This is a genomic window from Streptomyces sp. NPDC043996 (genome assembly GCF_056435225.1).
Genome location: NZ_JBWKEY010000009.1, coordinates 334,055 through 350,963, shown reverse-complemented (window position 1 = coordinate 350,963; position 16,909 = coordinate 334,055). Strand labels below are relative to the sequence as shown.

General features: G+C 73.0%; 16 protein-coding genes. 6 read left to right on the top strand and 10 right to left on the bottom strand.

Annotated elements, in window-relative coordinates; genetic code table 11:
- The first annotated feature begins 140 nt into the window (after nucleotides 1-140).
- A complete protein-coding gene (locus tag AC07A4_RS24800; protein WP_478602305.1) occupies nucleotides 141-1,196 on the top strand; it encodes an LLM class F420-dependent oxidoreductase in 1,056 nt (351 codons plus the stop codon).
- Nucleotides 1,197-1,639: 443 nt separating this feature from the next.
- The gene (locus tag AC07A4_RS24795; RefSeq protein WP_478602304.1) at nucleotides 1,640-2,428 is read left to right on the top strand and encodes a ferritin-like domain-containing protein; all 789 of its coding nucleotides are present in this window, start codon (nucleotides 1,640-1,642) and stop codon (nucleotides 2,426-2,428) included.
- Between the two features lie 42 nt (nucleotides 2,429-2,470).
- On the opposite strand, the gene corA is transcribed toward AC07A4_RS24795, so the two are convergent.
- The gene (gene corA / locus AC07A4_RS24790; RefSeq protein ID WP_478602302.1) at nucleotides 2,471-3,469 is read right to left on the bottom strand and encodes a magnesium/cobalt transporter CorA; all 999 of its coding nucleotides are present in this window, start codon (nucleotides 3,467-3,469) and stop codon (nucleotides 2,471-2,473) included.
- A 62-nt stretch (nucleotides 3,470-3,531) separates the two neighbouring features.
- Here corA and AC07A4_RS24785 point away from each other — a divergent pair, with 62 nt between their 5' ends.
- From AC07A4_RS24785 to mshC, 4 genes are all read left to right on the top strand, one after another.
- Complete coding sequence (locus AC07A4_RS24785) at nucleotides 3,532-4,218, top strand: histidine phosphatase family protein (RefSeq protein WP_478602300.1); 687 nt, start codon at nucleotides 3,532-3,534, stop codon at nucleotides 4,216-4,218.
- 90 nt (nucleotides 4,219-4,308) lie between these two features.
- On the top strand, nucleotides 4,309-4,899 hold the full coding sequence (locus AC07A4_RS24780) for a DUF3090 domain-containing protein (RefSeq protein ID WP_478602298.1): 591 nt from the start codon (nucleotides 4,309-4,311) through the stop codon (nucleotides 4,897-4,899).
- Nucleotides 4,863-5,705 (top strand): SCO1664 family protein, encoded by an 843-nt coding sequence (locus AC07A4_RS24775; RefSeq protein ID WP_478602296.1) that lies wholly within the window; start codon nucleotides 4,863-4,865, stop codon nucleotides 5,703-5,705. Before AC07A4_RS24780 ends, AC07A4_RS24775 begins: the two co-directional genes overlap by 37 nt.
- 104 nt (nucleotides 5,706-5,809) lie before the next feature.
- Entirely contained in the window at nucleotides 5,810-7,039 is a 1,230-nt protein-coding gene (mshC, locus tag AC07A4_RS24770; protein WP_478602295.1) for a cysteine--1-D-myo-inosityl 2-amino-2-deoxy-alpha-D-glucopyranoside ligase, read from the top strand.
- An 88-nt stretch (nucleotides 7,040-7,127) separates the two neighbouring features.
- Here mshC and AC07A4_RS24765 read toward each other — a convergent pair whose 3' ends face one another.
- The 9 genes from AC07A4_RS24765 to AC07A4_RS24725 all read right to left on the bottom strand — a co-directional run bounded on the left by AC07A4_RS24765 (nucleotide 7,128) and on the right by AC07A4_RS24725 (nucleotide 16,870).
- On the bottom strand, nucleotides 7,128-7,781 hold the full coding sequence (locus AC07A4_RS24765; RefSeq protein WP_478602293.1) for a hypothetical protein: 654 nt from the start codon (nucleotides 7,779-7,781) through the stop codon (nucleotides 7,128-7,130).
- Between the two features lie 109 nt (nucleotides 7,782-7,890).
- Nucleotides 7,891-9,642 carry a S8 family peptidase gene (locus AC07A4_RS24760; protein ID WP_478602291.1) on the bottom strand — a complete coding sequence of 584 codons (1,752 nt, stop codon included), beginning with the start codon at nucleotides 9,640-9,642 and terminating at the stop codon, nucleotides 7,891-7,893.
- Between the two features lie 282 nt (nucleotides 9,643-9,924).
- A complete protein-coding gene (locus AC07A4_RS24755; protein ID WP_478602290.1) occupies nucleotides 9,925-11,145 on the bottom strand; it encodes a PAC2 family protein in 1,221 nt (406 codons plus the stop codon).
- A 206-nt stretch (nucleotides 11,146-11,351) separates the two neighbouring features.
- Nucleotides 11,352-12,023, bottom strand: coding sequence for a FadR/GntR family transcriptional regulator (locus tag AC07A4_RS24750; protein WP_478602288.1), 672 nt, complete (start codon nucleotides 12,021-12,023; stop codon nucleotides 11,352-11,354).
- A gap of 68 nt (nucleotides 12,024-12,091) precedes the next feature.
- Nucleotides 12,092-12,844, bottom strand: a complete 753-nt coding sequence (locus tag AC07A4_RS24745) for a ferredoxin reductase (protein ID WP_478602286.1) — start codon at nucleotides 12,842-12,844, stop codon at nucleotides 12,092-12,094.
- The gene (locus AC07A4_RS24740; RefSeq protein WP_478602284.1) at nucleotides 12,837-13,466 is read right to left on the bottom strand and encodes a sulfite oxidase-like oxidoreductase; all 630 of its coding nucleotides are present in this window, start codon (nucleotides 13,464-13,466) and stop codon (nucleotides 12,837-12,839) included. The genes AC07A4_RS24745 and AC07A4_RS24740 overlap by 8 nt, the downstream gene beginning before the upstream one ends.
- Nucleotides 13,463-14,785: an amidohydrolase gene (locus AC07A4_RS24735; RefSeq protein ID WP_478602282.1), complete on the bottom strand. Its 1,323-nt coding sequence runs from the start codon at nucleotides 14,783-14,785 to the stop codon at nucleotides 13,463-13,465. The genes AC07A4_RS24740 and AC07A4_RS24735 overlap by 4 nt, the downstream gene beginning before the upstream one ends.
- Before the next feature lie 72 nt (nucleotides 14,786-14,857).
- Complete coding sequence (locus tag AC07A4_RS24730) at nucleotides 14,858-15,634, bottom strand: phosphorylase family protein (protein ID WP_478602280.1); 777 nt, start codon at nucleotides 15,632-15,634, stop codon at nucleotides 14,858-14,860.
- A 165-nt stretch (nucleotides 15,635-15,799) separates the two neighbouring features.
- Nucleotides 15,800-16,870: an LLM class flavin-dependent oxidoreductase gene (locus AC07A4_RS24725; RefSeq protein ID WP_478602278.1), complete on the bottom strand. Its 1,071-nt coding sequence runs from the start codon at nucleotides 16,868-16,870 to the stop codon at nucleotides 15,800-15,802.
- Nucleotides 16,871-16,909: the final 39 nt, after the last annotated feature.

Genomic DNA, 16,909 nt, shown 5'->3' with positions numbered 1-16,909 from the left:
ACAAACGCGCGGTTGTGGACAACCCGATGACCCCCTTGGCCCGCCCCCGGACGACCTGAGCGCCCGCCCCTGCCGGATCGGGGGCCCGCGCGCTACAGTCCCGGCACAGAGACGTTACTCACGGGTAAGGGGATGCGGTCATGCAGCTCGGGATCAACCTCGGCTACTGGGGCGCCGGAATGGACGCGGACAACCTCGCCGTCGCGAAGGAGGCCGACAAGCTGGGCTACGCGGTCTGCTGGGCGGCCGAGGCCTACGGCTCGGACGCGGCCACGGTGCTCTCCTGGGTGGCGGCCCAGACCGAGCGCATCGACGTGGGCTCCGCGATCTTCCAGATCCCCGCCCGGCAGCCCGCGATGACGGCGATGACCGCCGCGACGCTCGACTCGCTGTCCGGCGGCCGCTTCCGCCTCGGCCTCGGCGTCTCGGGCCCGCAGGTCTCCGAGGGCTGGTACGGCGTGAAGTTCGACAAGCCGCTGGCCCGCACGCGGGAGTACGTCGAGATCGTGCGCAAGGCCATGAGCCGCGAGCGCCTCACGCACGACGGCGAGCACTGGACACTGCCCCTGCCGGGCGGCCCGGGCAAGCCGATCAAGCTGACGGTGCACCCGCAGCGCGAGCACATCCCGCTGTACATCGCCGCGATCGGCCCCAAGAACCTGGAGCAGACCGGCGAGATCGCCGACGGCGCCCTGCTGATCTTCCCGGCCGCCGAGCACCTGGAGGAGACCGCGCTGCGGCACCTGCGCGCCGGGCGCGAGAAGGCGGGCAAGACGATGGACGGCTTCGACGTCGTGCCGACGCTGCCGCTGGCCGTGGGCAAGGACGAGGACGTCGACGCGCTCGCGGACATGTTCCGGCCGTACACCGCGCTCTACGTAGGGGGCATGGGCAGCCGCCAGCAGAACTTCTACAACCAGCTGGCGTGCCGCATGGGTTATGAGAAGGAGGCGGGCGAGATCCAGGACAAGTACCTGTCCGGCGACAAGGACGGCGCGGCCGCCGCCGTGCCGCGCTCCCTCATCGACTCCACGACGCTGCTCGGCTCCGTCGGCCGCGTCGCCGACCGGATGCGGGTCTACGCGGAGGCCGGGGTCACCACGCTCACGCTGGCGCCCGCGGGCTTCACGCTGGAGGAGCGGCTCGCCTCGCTGCGGGCGGGCACCGAGGCCCTGGAGCGGGCCGGACTGGCCTAGGGCCTGTCGTCAAATCCCCCGCCTGCCGCGCGGCGCCTGGCACGCACGCTCGCCGCGTTGCCGAAAGGCCCTAGTAGCTCCGCTACGAGGACCTTCCGGCGCCTTGCGATCGCACGCACCAGACGCCGCGCGGCCCGCCCTTCGGGCGAACGGCGGGGGATTTGACGACAGGCCCTAGGGCACAAGCGGGGGAATTTTCCGCGGCCGTGGTGGGGGCTCGGGGGTCTTCCCCGCCACGGCCGTCATGGAGCACAACGCCGTGACGAGCCCTCCGGTTACGGCCCCGTTCGGCGGTGTGGGTCCTTCGTTCGGCTGAGCTGACCCGTACACCTGTTGCCTCCTGACGCGCCCCGCATTTGACTCCTTCTTTGCGGAAGTCCGTGGTCTTCGCGGAAGTCCGTGCGGAAGCCCGTGTGGTCTGTGAAGGCATGGAGGTGCCTGCGATGCTTTCGGCCAAGAGCCTCTTCCAGGAGATCATCGGCGACGACGAGTCGTTCCGGCTGTTCTGCTCCATCGCGGCCAGCGGCGAGTCCCAGGGCGGCTGGGAGAACGGGCGCATCGCCGCCCTCGTCCCCGAGAGCCAGCGCGACCTCGCCCCCAAGATCACCCGGCACGGCGCCGACGAGGACAAGCACGGACGGATCTTCAACGCGCTCCTGAAGAAGCGCGGCCTCAAGCCCCGCGAGGTCCCGCACGAGACGGACTACACACTGCTCCTGGAGCAGCACGGCATCGGCCTGGCGCACGACAAGCTCCGCGCCGACGAGCGGCTCACCGAGCGGGACATCATCACGTACCTGTCGCACAGCCGCGTCACCGAACAGCGGGCCGCCGACCAGATGGTGATGCTCCGCAGGTACTTCGCCGACCATCCGGAGGTCGGCAAGGCCATCAAGATGATCTCGAACGACGAGGACAACCACCTGGCGTACTGCCACGAGGAACTGCTCAGCCTCGCCCGCGCCGGGCACGGCCGCACCATCCAGCGCACCCTCCGCGAGTGCGCCCTGGTCGAGATCCGCGTCTACCGCGACGTCAGCCTCGCCGTCATGGAGCACATGGGCCGCATCCTGCACTGGCCGCCCCTCAAGTCCAGAACGCTCGCGCTCGGCATCCACGCCATGTACGCGTACGAACGCCTCGGCGGCTGGCGCAAGATGGTCAGCCTGAAGATGCCCGAGCGGCGCGACGCCCTCGGCGGTCCCGCCACCTCGTCCCCCGAGTTCGCCTGACGCCCACGCCCACGCCCACGCGCGCGTGGGCGTGGGCGTGGACTACAGCCAGCCGCGGCGCTTGAACGTCCGGAACAGGACGACCTCCAGGGCGGCCATCAGCAGGATGACCGCCGGGTACGCCCACCACCAGCGCAGCTCGGGCATGTGGTCGAAGTTCATGCCGTAGACGCCCGCGATCATCGTCGGTACCGCGGCCATGGCCGCCCAGGCGGAGATCTTGCGCATGTCGTCGTTCTGGCGCACGCTCATCTGCGCCAGATGCGCCGACAGGATGTCCGTGACCAGGCGGTCCAGGCCCTCCACCGACTCGTTCACACGCGTCAGATGGTCATGGACGTCCCGCAGATAGGGCTGCGCCGACGCGTTCACGAACGGCACCGCGCGGCCCACCGCGCCCACCCCCGCGAGCCGGGCCACCGGCATCGCGAGCGGCCCCGTCGCCCGCCGGAACTCCAGGATCTGGCGCTTGAACCGGTAGATCCGCGACGCCGAGTGCCGCGAGCCGCCGCTGTCCGGCGAGAACACCTCCGCCTCCAGGCCCTCCAGGTCCGCCTGCAGCTCGTCCGCGACCTCCAGATAGTGGTCCACCACGGCGTCGGCGATGGAGTAGAGCACCGCCGTCGGGCCGTGCCCCAGGACCTCGGGATCGGCCTCCAGACGGTGTCGTACGGTGCTGAGCGGGGCGCCCTCGCCGTGCCGGACCGTCACCACGAAGGCGTCGCCCATGAAGAGCATGAGCTCGCCCGACGTCACCGTGTCGCTGTCCGGCTCGTACACCACCGGCTTCAAGACCACGAACAGCGAGTCGTCGTACACCTCCAGCTTGGGCCGCTGGTGTGCCTTCAGGGCGTCCTCGACCGCCAGGGGATGCAGCCCGAACTCCTCCGCCACCAGGTCGAACTCGTCCTCCGTCGGCTCGTGCAGGCCGATCCACACGAACGCGTCCCCCGCCGCGCGGGCCTCGTCCAGGGCGTCGGAGAAGTCATCGGGCCCCTTGGTCCGGCGCCCGTGCTGGTAGATGGCACAGTCGACGATCACGTGGTGCATTCTTCCCAAGCGGCACTGCTGCCGCACCCGGTCGGCGGCTTAGGGTGGCGGGCATGCCCACGCTGATCCTCGTCCGGCACGGACGCTCGACCGCCAACACCGCGGGCCTGCTCGCCGGGTGGACCCCCGGCGTCAGGCTCGACGAGCGCGGCGCCCAGCAGGCCGCCGCGCTGCCCGGACGCCTGGCCGCGCTGCCCCTCGCCGAGGTCGTCACGAGCCCCCTGGAGCGCTGCCAGGAGACCCTCGCGCCGCTCCTCGCGGCCCGCCCGGAGCTCAGGGCGCACACCGACGAGCGCATCGGCGAGTGCCACTACGGCGACTGGTCGGGCCGCAAGCTCGCCGAGCTCGCCGACGAGCCCCTGATGGAGGTCGTCCAGCAGCACCCGTCCGCCGCCGCCTTCCCCGGCGGCGAGTCCCTGCGGGCCATGCAGACCCGCGCCGCCGAGGCCGTACGCGAGTGGAACGCGCGCGTGGAGCGCGATCACGGCCCCGACGCCGTGTACCTCATGTGCTCCCACGGCGACATCATCAAATCCCTCGTCGCCGACGCCATCGGACTGCATCTCGACCTCTTTCAGCGCATCTCCGTAGAGCCCTGTTCCATCACGGCGATCCGCTACACACGGCTGCGCCCCTTCCTCGTCCGCCTAGGGGACACCGGGGACTTCGCGGCCCTTGCCCCGCGCGCGGCGCCCGCGAGCGAGGATGCTCAGGTGGGGGGCGACGCGGGCGCACCGTGAGACGCGCGATGACCGTGATCGTCTCCCGCAGTAGGGTTCAGTTCAGTTGTCGCGTCAAGAACATGCAGTCGATTCCAATGGAGACAGGACGTGTCCCGTCAGGTGTTCCTCTATGACCCGCCGGAACGCTTCGTGGCCGGAACCGTCGGGCTCCCCGGGCGGCGTACCTTCTTCCTGCAGGCGTCCGCCGGGGTGCGCGTGACCAGCGTCGCCCTGGAGAAGACCCAGGTGGCCGCGCTCGCCGAGCGCATGGAGGAGCTCCTCGACGAGGTCGTGCGCCGCAGCGGCGGCAGCGCCCCGGTGCCCGCCGTCGCGCCCGCCGAGATCACCGACAGCGCCCCGCTCGACTCGCCCGTCGAGGAGGAGTTCCGGGTCGGCACGATGGCGCTCGCCTGGGACGGCGAGGCCGAGCGGATGATCGTCGAGGCGCAGGCCCTCGTCGAGCTGGACGCGGACTCCGAGGAAGACCTCGCGGAGGCGGAGGAAAGGCTCCTGCAGGACGAGGAGAACGGCCCCCCGATGCTGCGCGTCCGGCTGACCGGCGCACAGGCCAGGGCCTTCACCAAGCGCGCCCTGGACGTCGTGAACGCCGGGCGCCCGCCGTGCCCGCTGTGCAGCCTGCCGCTCGACCCGGAAGGACACGTATGCCCGCGCCAGAACGGATACCGACGGGGAGCCTGACCGTCGCGGAGCTGCTCACCCGGGGCGAGCTGACCGTGCGCGGACAGATCCGGGAGGCGTCCAACGCGGTGCTGTACTGCACGGCCGCGTACGCGGACGAGTCGGTGCCCTGCGTCTACAAGCCCGTCGCCGGGGAGCGGCCCCTGTGGGACTTCCCCGACGGCACCCTCGCCCAGCGCGAGGTCGCCGCCTACGAGGTGTCCGAGGCCCTGGGATGGGGGCTCGTGCCGCCCACCGTGCTGCGGGACGGGCCCTACGGGCAGGGCATGGTCCAGCTGTGGATCGAGGCGCCCGACCCGGAGGGTGACGGCGACGGCGGCGGTGACGAGTTGCTCGCGCTGGTCGAGGGGGAGGAGCCCGGGGACGGCTGGAAGGCCGTCGGGTTCGCCGAGGTGGGTCAGGGGCGCACGGCGCTGCTCGTGCACGCCGACGACGCCCGCCTGCGGCGCCTCGCCGTCCTGGACGCCGTGATCAACAACGGGGACCGCAAGGGCGGGCACCTGCTGGTGGGGGTCGAAGAGCGGCTGTACGGCATCGACCACGGAGTGACCTTCCACGTCGACGACAAGCTGCGGACGCTCCTGTGGGGGTGGGCCGGGGAGAAGCTCACCGAGGAGGCCGTCGCCCGCCTGGGGGCCCTGCGGGAGGCGCTCGGCGCCGAGCGGCCCCTCGCCGCGCGGCTCGCCGAGCTGATCACGTCCGCCGAGGTGGCGGCCATCCGGGCCCGCGTGGACGCGCTGCTCGCCGCCGGGCGGCACCCCGCGCCCTCGGGCGAGTGGCCCGCCATTCCCTGGCCGCCTGTGTGACGCCGCCCCCGGAGGCCGCCCGTGTGACGCCGCCCGGACACGTCCGCGAGGTGATCACGATCCCGGGGTCGTATGTGGACGGTGCATCCGGTTAGGCTCAGGGCATGTATGCCTGGCCCGCTTCTGAGGTCCCCGCCCTGCCCGGCAAGGGCCGCGACCTCCGGATCCACGACACCGCGACCGGTGGACTCGTCACCCTCGAGCCCGGTCCCGTCGCCCGTCTCTACGTCTGCGGGATCACTCCGTACGACGCGACCCACATGGGTCACGCGGCGACCTACAACGCGTTCGACCTCGTGCAGCGCGTGTGGCTCGACACCAAGCGGCAGGTTCATTACGTACAGAACGTGACCGACGTGGACGATCCGCTCCTGGAGCGGGCCAACCGCGACGGCAAGGACTGGGTGGAGCTCGCGCAGAGCGAGACCGCGCTGTTCCGCGAGGACATGACCGCCCTGCGGCTGCTGCCGCCCCAGCACTACGTCGGCGCCGTCGAGTCGATACCCGGCATCGTGCCGCTCGTCGAACGCCTGCGGGACCTCGGCGCCGCCTACGAGCTCGAAGGCGACGTCTACTTCTCCGTCGAGTCCGACCCGCACTTCGGCGAGGTCTCCGGGCTCGACGCCGCCGCCATGCGGCTGCTCTCCGCCGAGCGCGGCGGCGACCCGGACAGGCCCGGCAAGAAGAACCCGCTCGACCCGATGCTGTGGCTGGCCGCCCGCGAGGGCGAGCCGAGCTGGGACGGCGCCTCGCTCGGCCCCGGGCGCCCCGGCTGGCACATCGAGTGCGTGGCCATCGCCCTCGACCACCTGGGCATGGGCTTCGACATCCAGGGCGGCGGCTCCGACCTCGCCTTCCCGCACCACGAGATGGGCGCCTCGCACGCGCAGGCCCTGACCGGCGAGCACCCCTTCGCCAAGGCGTACGTCCACGCGGGCATGGTCGCCCTCGACGGCGCCAAGATGTCCAAGTCCAAGGGCAACCTGGTGTTCGTGTCGAAGCTGCGCCGCGACGGCGTGGACCCCGCCGCGATCCGGCTCGCGCTCCTCGCGCACCACTACCGCGCCGACTGGGAGTGGACCGACCAGGTCCTCCAGGACGCCGTCGAGCGCCTCGGCCGCTGGCGCGCCGCCGTGTCCCGTCCTGACGGCCCCGGCGCCGACGCCCTCGTCGAGGAGCTGCGCGAGGCCCTGGCCAACGACCTGGACGCGCCCGCCGCGCTCGCCGCCGTCGACCGCTGGGCCGCCCGCCAGGACACCGAGGGCGGCACGGACGAGGGCGCGCCCGGCGTGGTGTCCCGCGCCGTCGACGCGCTGCTGGGCGTGGCCCTGTAGGCACACGGACACGGCGAGCGGCGCCGGGCGGGAACCATTCCGCCCGGCGCCGCCGTCGCACGTACGCCTCACGCTCCTGCCGTACGGATCACTTGGTGATCACGATGGCGAGCAGGATGCCCGGGTTGTTGGTGTCGTAGTAGCCGATGACCGGCTGCCCGTACGCGAACGCCTCCTGGACCTGGTCGCGGGTGCGGTCGAGCGGGTTGATGAACACCCGCCAGTCGCCGTCGACGTACAGATAGAGCAGCGTCGCCTGGCCGGGCAGGGGCTGGAGGACGTCCCAGAAGCTCTCCGCCACGTTGCCCGACAGGGCCTGCGTGGAGATCGTGGGCGCCTGCGCCTGCGGGACCTGCTGCTGGCCGAGCTGCTGGAGCAGCTGCTGGAACGGCGGCTGCTGGCCGAGCTGCTGCATCTGCTGGCGCAGGTGCGGCGGGATCTGCTGGCCTTGCGTCTGCTGGCCCGGGAACTGCTGCCCTTGGCCCTGCTGCTGGCCGATGCCCTGCTGGCCGGGGAACATGCCCGGCTGCCCGAACGTCTGCCGCTGGCCCTGCTGGCCGGTCTGCGGGGGCGCGGTGCTCGGGCCCTGCTGGCCGTACTGCTGGCCGAAGGGCTGCTGGCCGTACTGCTGCGGGGAGAACTGCTGCTGGGAGAACGGCTGCTGTTGGCCGTACTGCTGCGAGCCGAAGGGCTGCTGACCGTACTGCTGGCCCAGCTGACTCATTTGCGGGGTGGTGCTCATGCGGGTGCCACCTTCCCTCAATGGTCGGTCCGTTGCCTTGTTTCCTGGTGCCTGGTTTCCAGGCTTCCTGGTTTCCTGTACGTGCCGTGCAGTGCCGTGCCGTGCCGGTTCAGCCGGTGACGACCAGGCCCACGACCTCGTCGTCGGAGAACCAGACGCGTACGTCCGGGGAGCCGCTCGCGAAGGCGGAGTGCACCGCCTGGCGGATCTCCGGCGTCGGGTGGTTCAGGTTCCGCCACTCCCCGGCCACGAAGAGCCGCAGGCGCGGCGGGAGTTCGGGCGGATACGGGATCAGCTCGTCCCAGTAGCGCTCGGCGCGGCCCGAGCCCACCGCCGACGGCAGCAGCTTGGTCACCGCGGCCCTGATGTCGGGGCGGTTGCCGATCCGCTGGGAGGCGGGCCGGCCCGGGCCGTCCTGCTGCGGCGAGCCCGTGGCCCGCAGCACGTCACGCGCGTGCGTCGACGTCATCGGCTGCTGGCCCGCGGCCTTGAGCATGCCCTGGAGCGAGACGAGCGCGCCGACCACGATCGGGGACGCCGACGACGTGCCCGAGAACGTGTCCGTGTACCAGGCGATCTCCTCCACGCCGCCCTGCAGGTCGCCCGGCTGGTTCCAGAAGCCGCCGGACGTCGTGGTCTCACGGCCCCAGCCCTGCGCGTCCAGACGGGCGCCGTAGTTGGAGAACGCCAGGCGCGAGCGGTCCGGGCCGTGGTCGCGGCCGTGGGTGCCGGGCGGCGGCGCGCCCGCGCCGACCAGGACGGCGTCGGAGGACGGGTTGGACGGGTTGAACGGGTTGCGCCACCAGGACGGGAACTCGTCCGGACGGCGCTCGTACACCGCGTCGTCGAGCGACTCGGCGCCGTTGCCCGCCGCGCCCACGACGACGATGCCCCTGGCCGTGGCGTAGCGGATCGCCGCATAGTCGTCGGGCCACCACTCCAGGGCGATGTAGCCGCGCTGGTCGTCGCGTTCCTCGAAGTCGAACCTCGGCCCCGGGCGGTGCAGTTCGATCAGGATGACGTCGCCGGAGGCGAGCCGGTCCGCCGCCGCGTGGATCGTCGCCGCCGTGCCGCTCGGCAGGAACGACGCGGCCGCCGTCACCGAGTCCGGCACGATGCCGGTGACGCCGAACGCGTTGCGGTCGCCGCCGATCACCCCGATGACGGCCGTGCCGTGGTTGCGCCACGCCAGGTCCTGGATCGGGGTGCCGATCACCACGCCCGCGAGCTTCGCCGCCAGGTCCTCGTGGCTCAGCTGCCAGGCGCCCTCGATGTCGATGACGGTCACGCCCTCGCCGCCGCCGCCGAGCCGCTGCCAGGCCCAGTGCGCGTCGACGCCCTCCGGCGCCGGGCGCAGATAGCCCTGGCGGCCGCTGAAGTCGGGGGTGACCGGGGCGCCCTCCTTGCGGCGCCGGGTCTCGTCCGGCTCCCCGGTGCCGCCGTGGCGGCCGAGGGCGCCGAGCGTGGCGGGCACCGCGCCGGGCTTGACGTACGCGGTGTCGATGCCGGGCAGCGCCGCGATCCGGGCCCGCAGCTCATCGGCGCGGTCGTCGCCGCCGCGCACGCGGTAGAACAGCGTCAGGTCGGTGACGTCCTCGACGGCGCCCGGCGCCGCCCGCAGCCGGTCCTCGCCGCCGAACAGCGGCTCCAAGGCGAGCTGTTCGTCGCTGAGGAACATGTTCAGGGCCGACAGGTCAGCGCCCGACGCCGAGCGGACGCCCCGCTCCTGGGCGCGCAGCCGGGCCTCCGGCCGTGCGACGACGATGAGTTCGCGCTCGGCCGCCCGATAGGTGAATCCCGCTCCGTCCGGTCCAGGGCCGCTGCCTCCCGGATCGCCACCGTGCCCCACCTGGTCGGTCATCACTTCACCGCTCCCTTCGATTGCCGCCCCGGGCGTTCGGTCGCTGCACACCCTGCTACCGACGCGCCAGGACGTCCAGACCCCTTTCGCCCAACTGCGTTTGAAGAGAAGTTGACCGGGGAACCGTGTGCAATTCACCGATTAATCCATGTCACGCCGCAAACCGGCCAAAGGTGAGCGAGACGCCTGGGGCGGGCGGTGTGCGAAAGCACGCGGGGGCGGCACCCTCGCGGGTGCCGCCCCTGGGGCCGGACGGGCCGGTGCGTCTGCCGACGCGGGTGCTCAGTCCTCGGACGAATCTCCGGACGAGGTTCCGGATGGACCCTCGGGAGGTTCTTCGGAGGGGGAGTCGTCCGGCTGTGCTTCGTCCGGTCGGGCCTCGTCCGGTCGGGCCTTGTCGGGTTGGCCCTTGTCCGGCCGCGCCTCGTCCGGCCCTGCTTCGTCCCGGCGCGCCTCGTCCCCGTCGTCGTCCCGCTTGTCGCCCGTCGTGGGCCTGGGCGCGGGGCCCGTGCCGGACTCCGGGCCCGGTTCGGGGCGGGGCTGCGGCTTCGGCGGGCGGGTGCGCTCGCTCGGGGCGTCGCGCAGATACGCCGCCCCGTCGCCCTCCGAGGCGACCCCGCCGACCCCGCCAACCCCGCCGACCTGGCCGGGACCCGGCCCACCCCCGTCACGCCGCCGCAGATAGCGCTCGAACTCCCGGGCGATGGCCTCGCCCGACGCCTCCGGCAGCTCCGCGGTGTCCCGCGCCTCCTCCAGGGACTGCACGTACTCGGCGACCTCGCTGTCCTCGGCGGCCAGCTGGTCGACGCCCAGCTGCCAGGCCCGCGCGTCCTCCGTCAGCTCGCCCAGCGGGATCCTGAGGTCGATCAGGTCCTCCAGGCGGTTCAGGAGCGCGAGCGTCGCCTTCGGGTTCGGCGGCTGCGAGACGTAGTGCGGCACGGCGGCCCAGAGGCTGACGGCGGGCACGCCCGCGTGCGTGCACGCCTCCTGGAGGATGCCGACGATGCCCGTCGGGCCCTCGTACTTGGTCTCCTCCAGGTCCATGGTGCGCGCCAGGTCCGGATCCGAGGTGACGCCGCTGACCGGGACCGGCCGGGTGTGCGGGGTGTCGCCCAGGAGCGCGCCGAGGATCACGATGAGCTCGACCCCCAGCTCGTGGGCGAAGCCCAGCAGTTCGTTGCAGAACGAGCGCCAGCGCATGGACGGCTCGATGCCCCGCACCAGGACGAGGTCACGCGGCTTCTCGCCGCCTACGCGGACCACCGAGAGCCGGGTCGTCGGCCACGTGATCTTGCGCACTCCGCCGTCCAGCCACACCGTGGGACGGTTGACCTGGAAGTCGTAGTAGTCCTCGGCGTCCAGCGCCGCGAACACCTCGCCCTTCCACTCCTTGTCGAGATGCGCGACCGCGGTGGAGGCGGCGTCGCCGGCGTCGTTCCAGCCCTCGAACGCGGCCACCATGACCGGGTCGATCAGCTCGGGTACCCCCTCGAGCTCGATCACCCAGGCCTCCTTCCGACGTTCTCCTCTAAGTACGCCCCAACCTTACGGCGTCCCGCGGGGGCCTCCGCAGCCCCCTGGTGACGCCGAGTGCCGGATCACTGCCCAGGTCAGCTGCCCGTCACTCCTGTCCCGTCGAGTGTCACGCCGAGTGCCACGCCGAGCGTCCCGCCGAGCCCGCGGCACAGGGGTGCGCCGGGCAGGCGCGCTCAGAGCGTCGAGCGCAGCCACTGCTCCACGCTCGCGATGTGCACCGTCGCCCAGGACCTGGCCGCCTCCGCGTCCCGGTCGCGCAGCGCGCCGAGGATCGCCCGGTGTTCGTGCAGGGTGCGGCTCACCGCGTCCTCCTGGGTGAGGCCGCGCCAGACGCGGGCCCGGGTCGTCGGCCCGGAGAGGCCGTCCAGCAGCGAGCACAGCACGGAGTTGCCGGCCGCCTTGACGATGCCGCGGTGGAACTCCAGGTCGCAGGCGACCAGCTCCTCCACGGAAGGCTCGGCGCCCAGGGCGTCCAACTGCTCGGTGAGCGCGTCCAGTTCCGCCTCGCTGATCAGCGAGGCCGCCATGGCCGTCGCGGCCGGCTCCAGGATGCGGCGCACGGCGAGGAACTCAAGGACCGTGTCGTCGCGGTGGAAGTCGACCACGAAGCTCAGCGCTTCGAGCAGCAGCTGCGGGTCCAGGCTGGTGACGTACGTCCCGTCGCCCTGGCGTACGTCCAGGATGCGGATCAGGGAGAGCGCGCGCACCGCCTCGCGCAGCGAGTTGCGGGACAGGCCGAGCTCCGCGGCGAGTTCGCTCTCCTTGGGCAGCCGGTCGCCGGGGCGCAGCGCGCCCGAGACGATCATGCCCTTGATCTTTTCGATGGCCTCGTCCGTGACCGCCATGGCACCTCGCCCCAGTGACTCAGACGTCGGATGTATCGGATGATTATGGCCCTTGCCCGGGCCACGGGTCAGCCGAACCGTTCGATCCTGATCCGGTCCACGGGCTGCCCGCCGTCCACCAGGAGCCGCGAGGCGTGCTCGGCGAAGCCGTTCGAGCCGCAGATGTACGCCTCCCAGCCGCCCGCGGGCCGCCCGGCGCCGAGGTGGTGCGCCAGGTGCCGGGCGCTCAGACGGCCTTCGGACCGGGTGAGCAGGACATCGGTCTCGGCGCCGTACTCGGCCGCGTAGATGAGGTCCTCGCGGGTGCGCGCCGAGACGACCAGACGCAGCGGCACGCCGAGGCCCGCCCGCCGGTGGTGGCGGATCATCGACATCAGCGGGACCACGCCCGAGCCCGCGCCGAGCAGCAGCGCGGGCCGGTCGCCGGGCCAGGCGAAGAACCCGGACAGCGGGCCGCGCACCTCCACGGTGTCGCCCACGGCCGCGACGGTGTGCAGATGCCCCGACACCTCGCCGCCCGCCACGTGGTCCACGGTCAGCTCGATCTCGCCGCTGTCGTCGGGCGCCGAGGCCAGCGAGTAGTGGCGCTGGGCGACATAGCCGTCCGCGGCGGTCAGCCGCAGCATCAGGTGCTGTCCCGGCAGATGACCCCGCCACTGGGGGACCTTGAGCCGGAACGTCGAAGCGGCGGGCGTCTCGCGGCGGATCTCGGTGATCAGCGCGGGCTGCCAGTGGGCCGCGGCCTGCTCGCTCACCGCGATGCGGCCGGGCACGGCGAAGGCCGTCGGGGGCACGAACGGCCGTGGAGAGCTGTCAGTCACCGGCGTAACGCTCCTCACGCCACGGGTCGCCCCGGTGGTGGTAGCCGTTCTTCTCCCAGAACCCCGGCTCGTCGTGGTCGAGGACCTCAAGGCCCGCGATCCACTTGGCGCTCTTCCAGAAGTACAGGTGCGGGACGATCAGCCGGGCCGGGCCGCCGTGCTCGGGCGCCAGCGGCCGCCCTTCGTACTCCCAGACGATCCACGCCCTGCCACCGGTGACGTCGGCGAGCGGCAGGTTCGCGGTGTAGCCGGTGTGGGAGTACGCGAGAACGTGCGTGGCGTCCGGCAGCGGGCCGCCCGCGGCGGCGAGGAACGCGTCCACGCTGACGCCGCCGAAGCGCACCCCGAACTTGGACCAGCTGGTCACGCAGTGGATGTCGCCCCGGTACTCGGACGCGGGCAGCGCGTGCGCCTCGTCCCAGCTCCAGGAGCGCGGGTTGGCCACGCGCCCGGCGACGCGGAACGTCCAGTCGGCGGCGGCCAGGCGCGGCGTGACCTCGGCGGAAAGCACCGGCCAGGTGTCACGGGCGTCGTACTGCCCCGGGGGCAGCCGGGGGTCGCGGTCGGCGGCGCGGGCGCGGCCGGTGAAGCCGCGCGTGGGCGCGGGGCGCTCGGGGGTCATCGCACGCGCACCGGCGCGGACGGGGCGACGGCCTCCTGGAGTGCGGCCAGGGCGCGTCGCTCATCGAGGGTGAGCAGGGCGCGGTCGCGCATCAGGACGCGGCCGTCGACGACGGTGTCGCGCACGTCGGCGGCCGCCGCGGCGTACGCGAGCGTCGCGTACGGGTCGTGGCGGGGCGCCAGGTGCGGGCGGGCGAGGTCGAGCACGATCAGGTCGGCGCGCTTGCCCGGCTCCAGGGAGCCCAGCTGGTCGCCGAGGCCGAGCGCCCGCGCCGACTCGATCGTCGCCATCCGCACGGCCTGCTCGGCGCCGACGGCCGTCGGGTCGCCGCCCGCCTTGTGCACGAGCGCGGCGAGCCGCACGGCGCCAAGGACGTCCAGGGTGTTGGAGCTGACCGCGCCGTCCGTGCCGAGGCCGACGGTGACCCCCGCGGCCAGGAGCTCGGGCACGCGGGCGATGCCGCAGCCCAGCTTCAGGTTCGAGGCCGGGCAGTGCGCGACGGCCGTGCCGGTGCGGGCGAGGGCCGCGATCTCGCCGTCGGTCAGGTCGACGGCGTGCGCGAGGAGCGTGTCCGGGCCGAGCACGCCAAGGGAGTCGAGCAGCTCCACCGGCCGCATGCCGTACCGCTCGGTGACCGTGGCCACCTCCGCCGCGTTCTCGGCGGCGTGCAGGTGCAGCAGCGCGTCATGGGCCCGCGCGAGCGCGGTGATCGCGGCGAGCTGCTCGGGCGCCAGCGTGTACGCGGAGTGCGCGAAGACGACGGGACGGGTGCCCGGCGCCGGGGTGCGGCCCGCCAGATACGCGCCCGCCCAGCCGAGCCGCTCCGCGTACGGGCGGCCGTCCGGCGGGCCCGGCACGTCCATGAACGTCGGCCCCGTCAGGAGACGCCACCCGGCCTCGCGCGCCACGGCCTCGGCGGCCTCCTGGAACCAGAACATGTCGAGCGCGGTAGTGACCCCGCCGCGCACCGACTCGGCGATCGCCGCCCGGGTGCCCACCGCGACCGTCTCCGCGGAGAGCAGCTCCGCCTCACGCGGCACCACGCGCTCCAGGAACTCCTGGAGCGTGACGTCGTCGGCGGTGCCGCGCAGCAGAGTCATCCCCAGGTGCGTGTGCGCGTTGACGAGCCCCGGCAGGACGAGGCAGCCGCGCGCGTCGATCTCCTCGACCGCGTCGTACTCCGCGCGCAGGCGCGCGGCCGGGCCGACGGCCACGATCTCGCCCGCGCGCACGGCGACGGCGCCGTCGGGCACCACGGTGCCGGACGCGTCGACGGTCAGGACGTCGCCGCCGTGGACGAGGAGGTCGATGGGGAGCATGCGGTGCGGTTCTCCAGGGGTACGAGGGGTGGTGCGAAGGGTGGTGCGAGGGGCGCGATCGCGGGGATGGCGCTAGCCGGACTGCGCGGGGACGTCGGCGGCCAGTGAGCGCAGCGCGTCCAAGGTTATCCGGGCGGCGCGGGCGACCCCGTCGGCGACCGCGGCCTTGTGGGGGTCGTAGCCGCCGGTGGCCTCCGCGTCGACCAGCTCGTCGGCGTTCGCGCCGTCGACGACCAGCGCGCCGCCCGCGACCAGGCCGTGCGTGGCCGCGAACACGTACAGCGCGCTCAGCTCCATCTCGATGGCCACCACCCCCGCCCGCTCGTACGCCGCGGCGGGCAGCGGCAGGAAGCCCGGCTGGAACGCCGCCCGCGTCCACACCACGCCCCGGTGGTGCGGGGCACCGGCGGCACGGGCCGCCCGCTGCAGCGCGAGCACCGCCTCCGGCGCCGCGAAGGCCGGGTACTCGGCGGGGATCAACTGCTGGGTCACCCCGTCGTCGCGCACCGCCGCGTCCGCGATCACCAGGTCGCCGTCCCCGACGCCCGGGCGGATCGCGCCCGCCGTGCCAAGGCGGATGACATGCGTCACACCCGACCGCGCCAGCTCCTGGAACAGCGGCAGCGCCCCCGGCGCGCCCACCCCGTGCGAGGCGACCACCACCGGGAGGTCCTTCCAGGTGCCGGTGAAGGTGCGGTACTCGCGGTGGTACGAGACCTCCTTCGCGGCGTCCAGGAGCGCGGCGACCGCCGCCGCGCGCGACGGGTCGCCGACGACGACGGCGTGGTGGGGGAGGCCGGCACGGGGGATCCCGGAAATGGGGTGCGTGGCGGCGGCGGACATGGGCATGGGGCTCCTTGGGGGGGGGGCTAAGACTGTCGCAGCCACGGCCGGGGATCTTCAGCCCGTCCGGCGTTTGAGGACGAGGCGCGGAGCGCCAATGGCTTTGAGCGGGGGCCCGGGGGCGGCAGCCCCCGGATCGGGAAGGGGCGGGTCTGGGGCGCCCCGCGCAGGCTAGCCCGTGGGCGGCTGCCACAGCGTAGACGGCGCCTCCCGCCGCACCACCGGCACGACCTCCTCCGCGAACCTCCGCAACGTGTCGATCTGTTCGCCGCGCGAAAGCCCGAACCCATCGACCGTGATGGACTGCAGATCGTGCCGGTACACCGCGTGATAGCCGAGGATCTTGTCGATGATCTGCTGCGGCGAGCCGATGAGCTGGGGCCCGTCGGCGATGGCGTCCTCGATCGTGCGGAAGGGCGTGTTGTAGCCCGCCTTGCCCGCGAGGTCGGGCCGGAACGTCTGGCGCACCTTCGCCTCGTACAGGTCCCGGTAGCGGCTGACGGCCCGCTCCGCGCTGTCCGCGATGAGCAGCCCGCCCGAGCCCGCCGCCACATGGGCGTCGGCGGGGTCGTGGCCGTGGGCCTCGAACCGCTCGCGGTAGTGCGCGATCAGCTTCGCGTACGCCGCGCGCGGCTGGATGGCGTTGGCCGTGAACAGCGGGTCGCCGTGCAGCGCGGCCAGTTCGGGGGAGTTGAGGGAGGTCGCCGAGCCGTGCCAGACGCGCGGCGGGCCCGCGTACGGGCGCGGCACGGTCGTCACGTCGCTCAGGGCGGGCCGGAACGCGCCCTCCCAGCTGACGTTCTCCTCCCGCCACAGGCGCCGCAGGAGCTCGTACTTCTCCTTCTGGAGGTCCCACTGGCGCGCCTCGTCGAGGCCGAACAGGTTGAAGTGGCCCGCCTCCGCGCCCTTGCCGACGACCAGTTCCACGCGTCCGCGCGAGAGCTGGTCGAGCGTCGCGTAGTCCTCGGCGACCCGCACCGGGTCCAGGATCGCGAGCACCGTGACGCCGGTGAGCAGCCTGATCCGGGACGTGCGGGCCGCGAGCGCGCCGAGCACGGCCGTGGGGCTCGACGACAGGAAGGCCCCCGCGTGCCGCTCGCCCACCGCGTACGCGTCGTACCCGAGCCGTTCCGCCTCCACGCCGACCTCGACGACGTCCTCGAACCGCTCGGCGGCGGTGGACAGTTCACCGGTCAGCGGGTGCGGGGAGTGCGAGATGAGAGACAGCACTTGAAACTTCATGCTTCAACTGTGCGGGGTGAACATTGCGGGGGTGTAGCG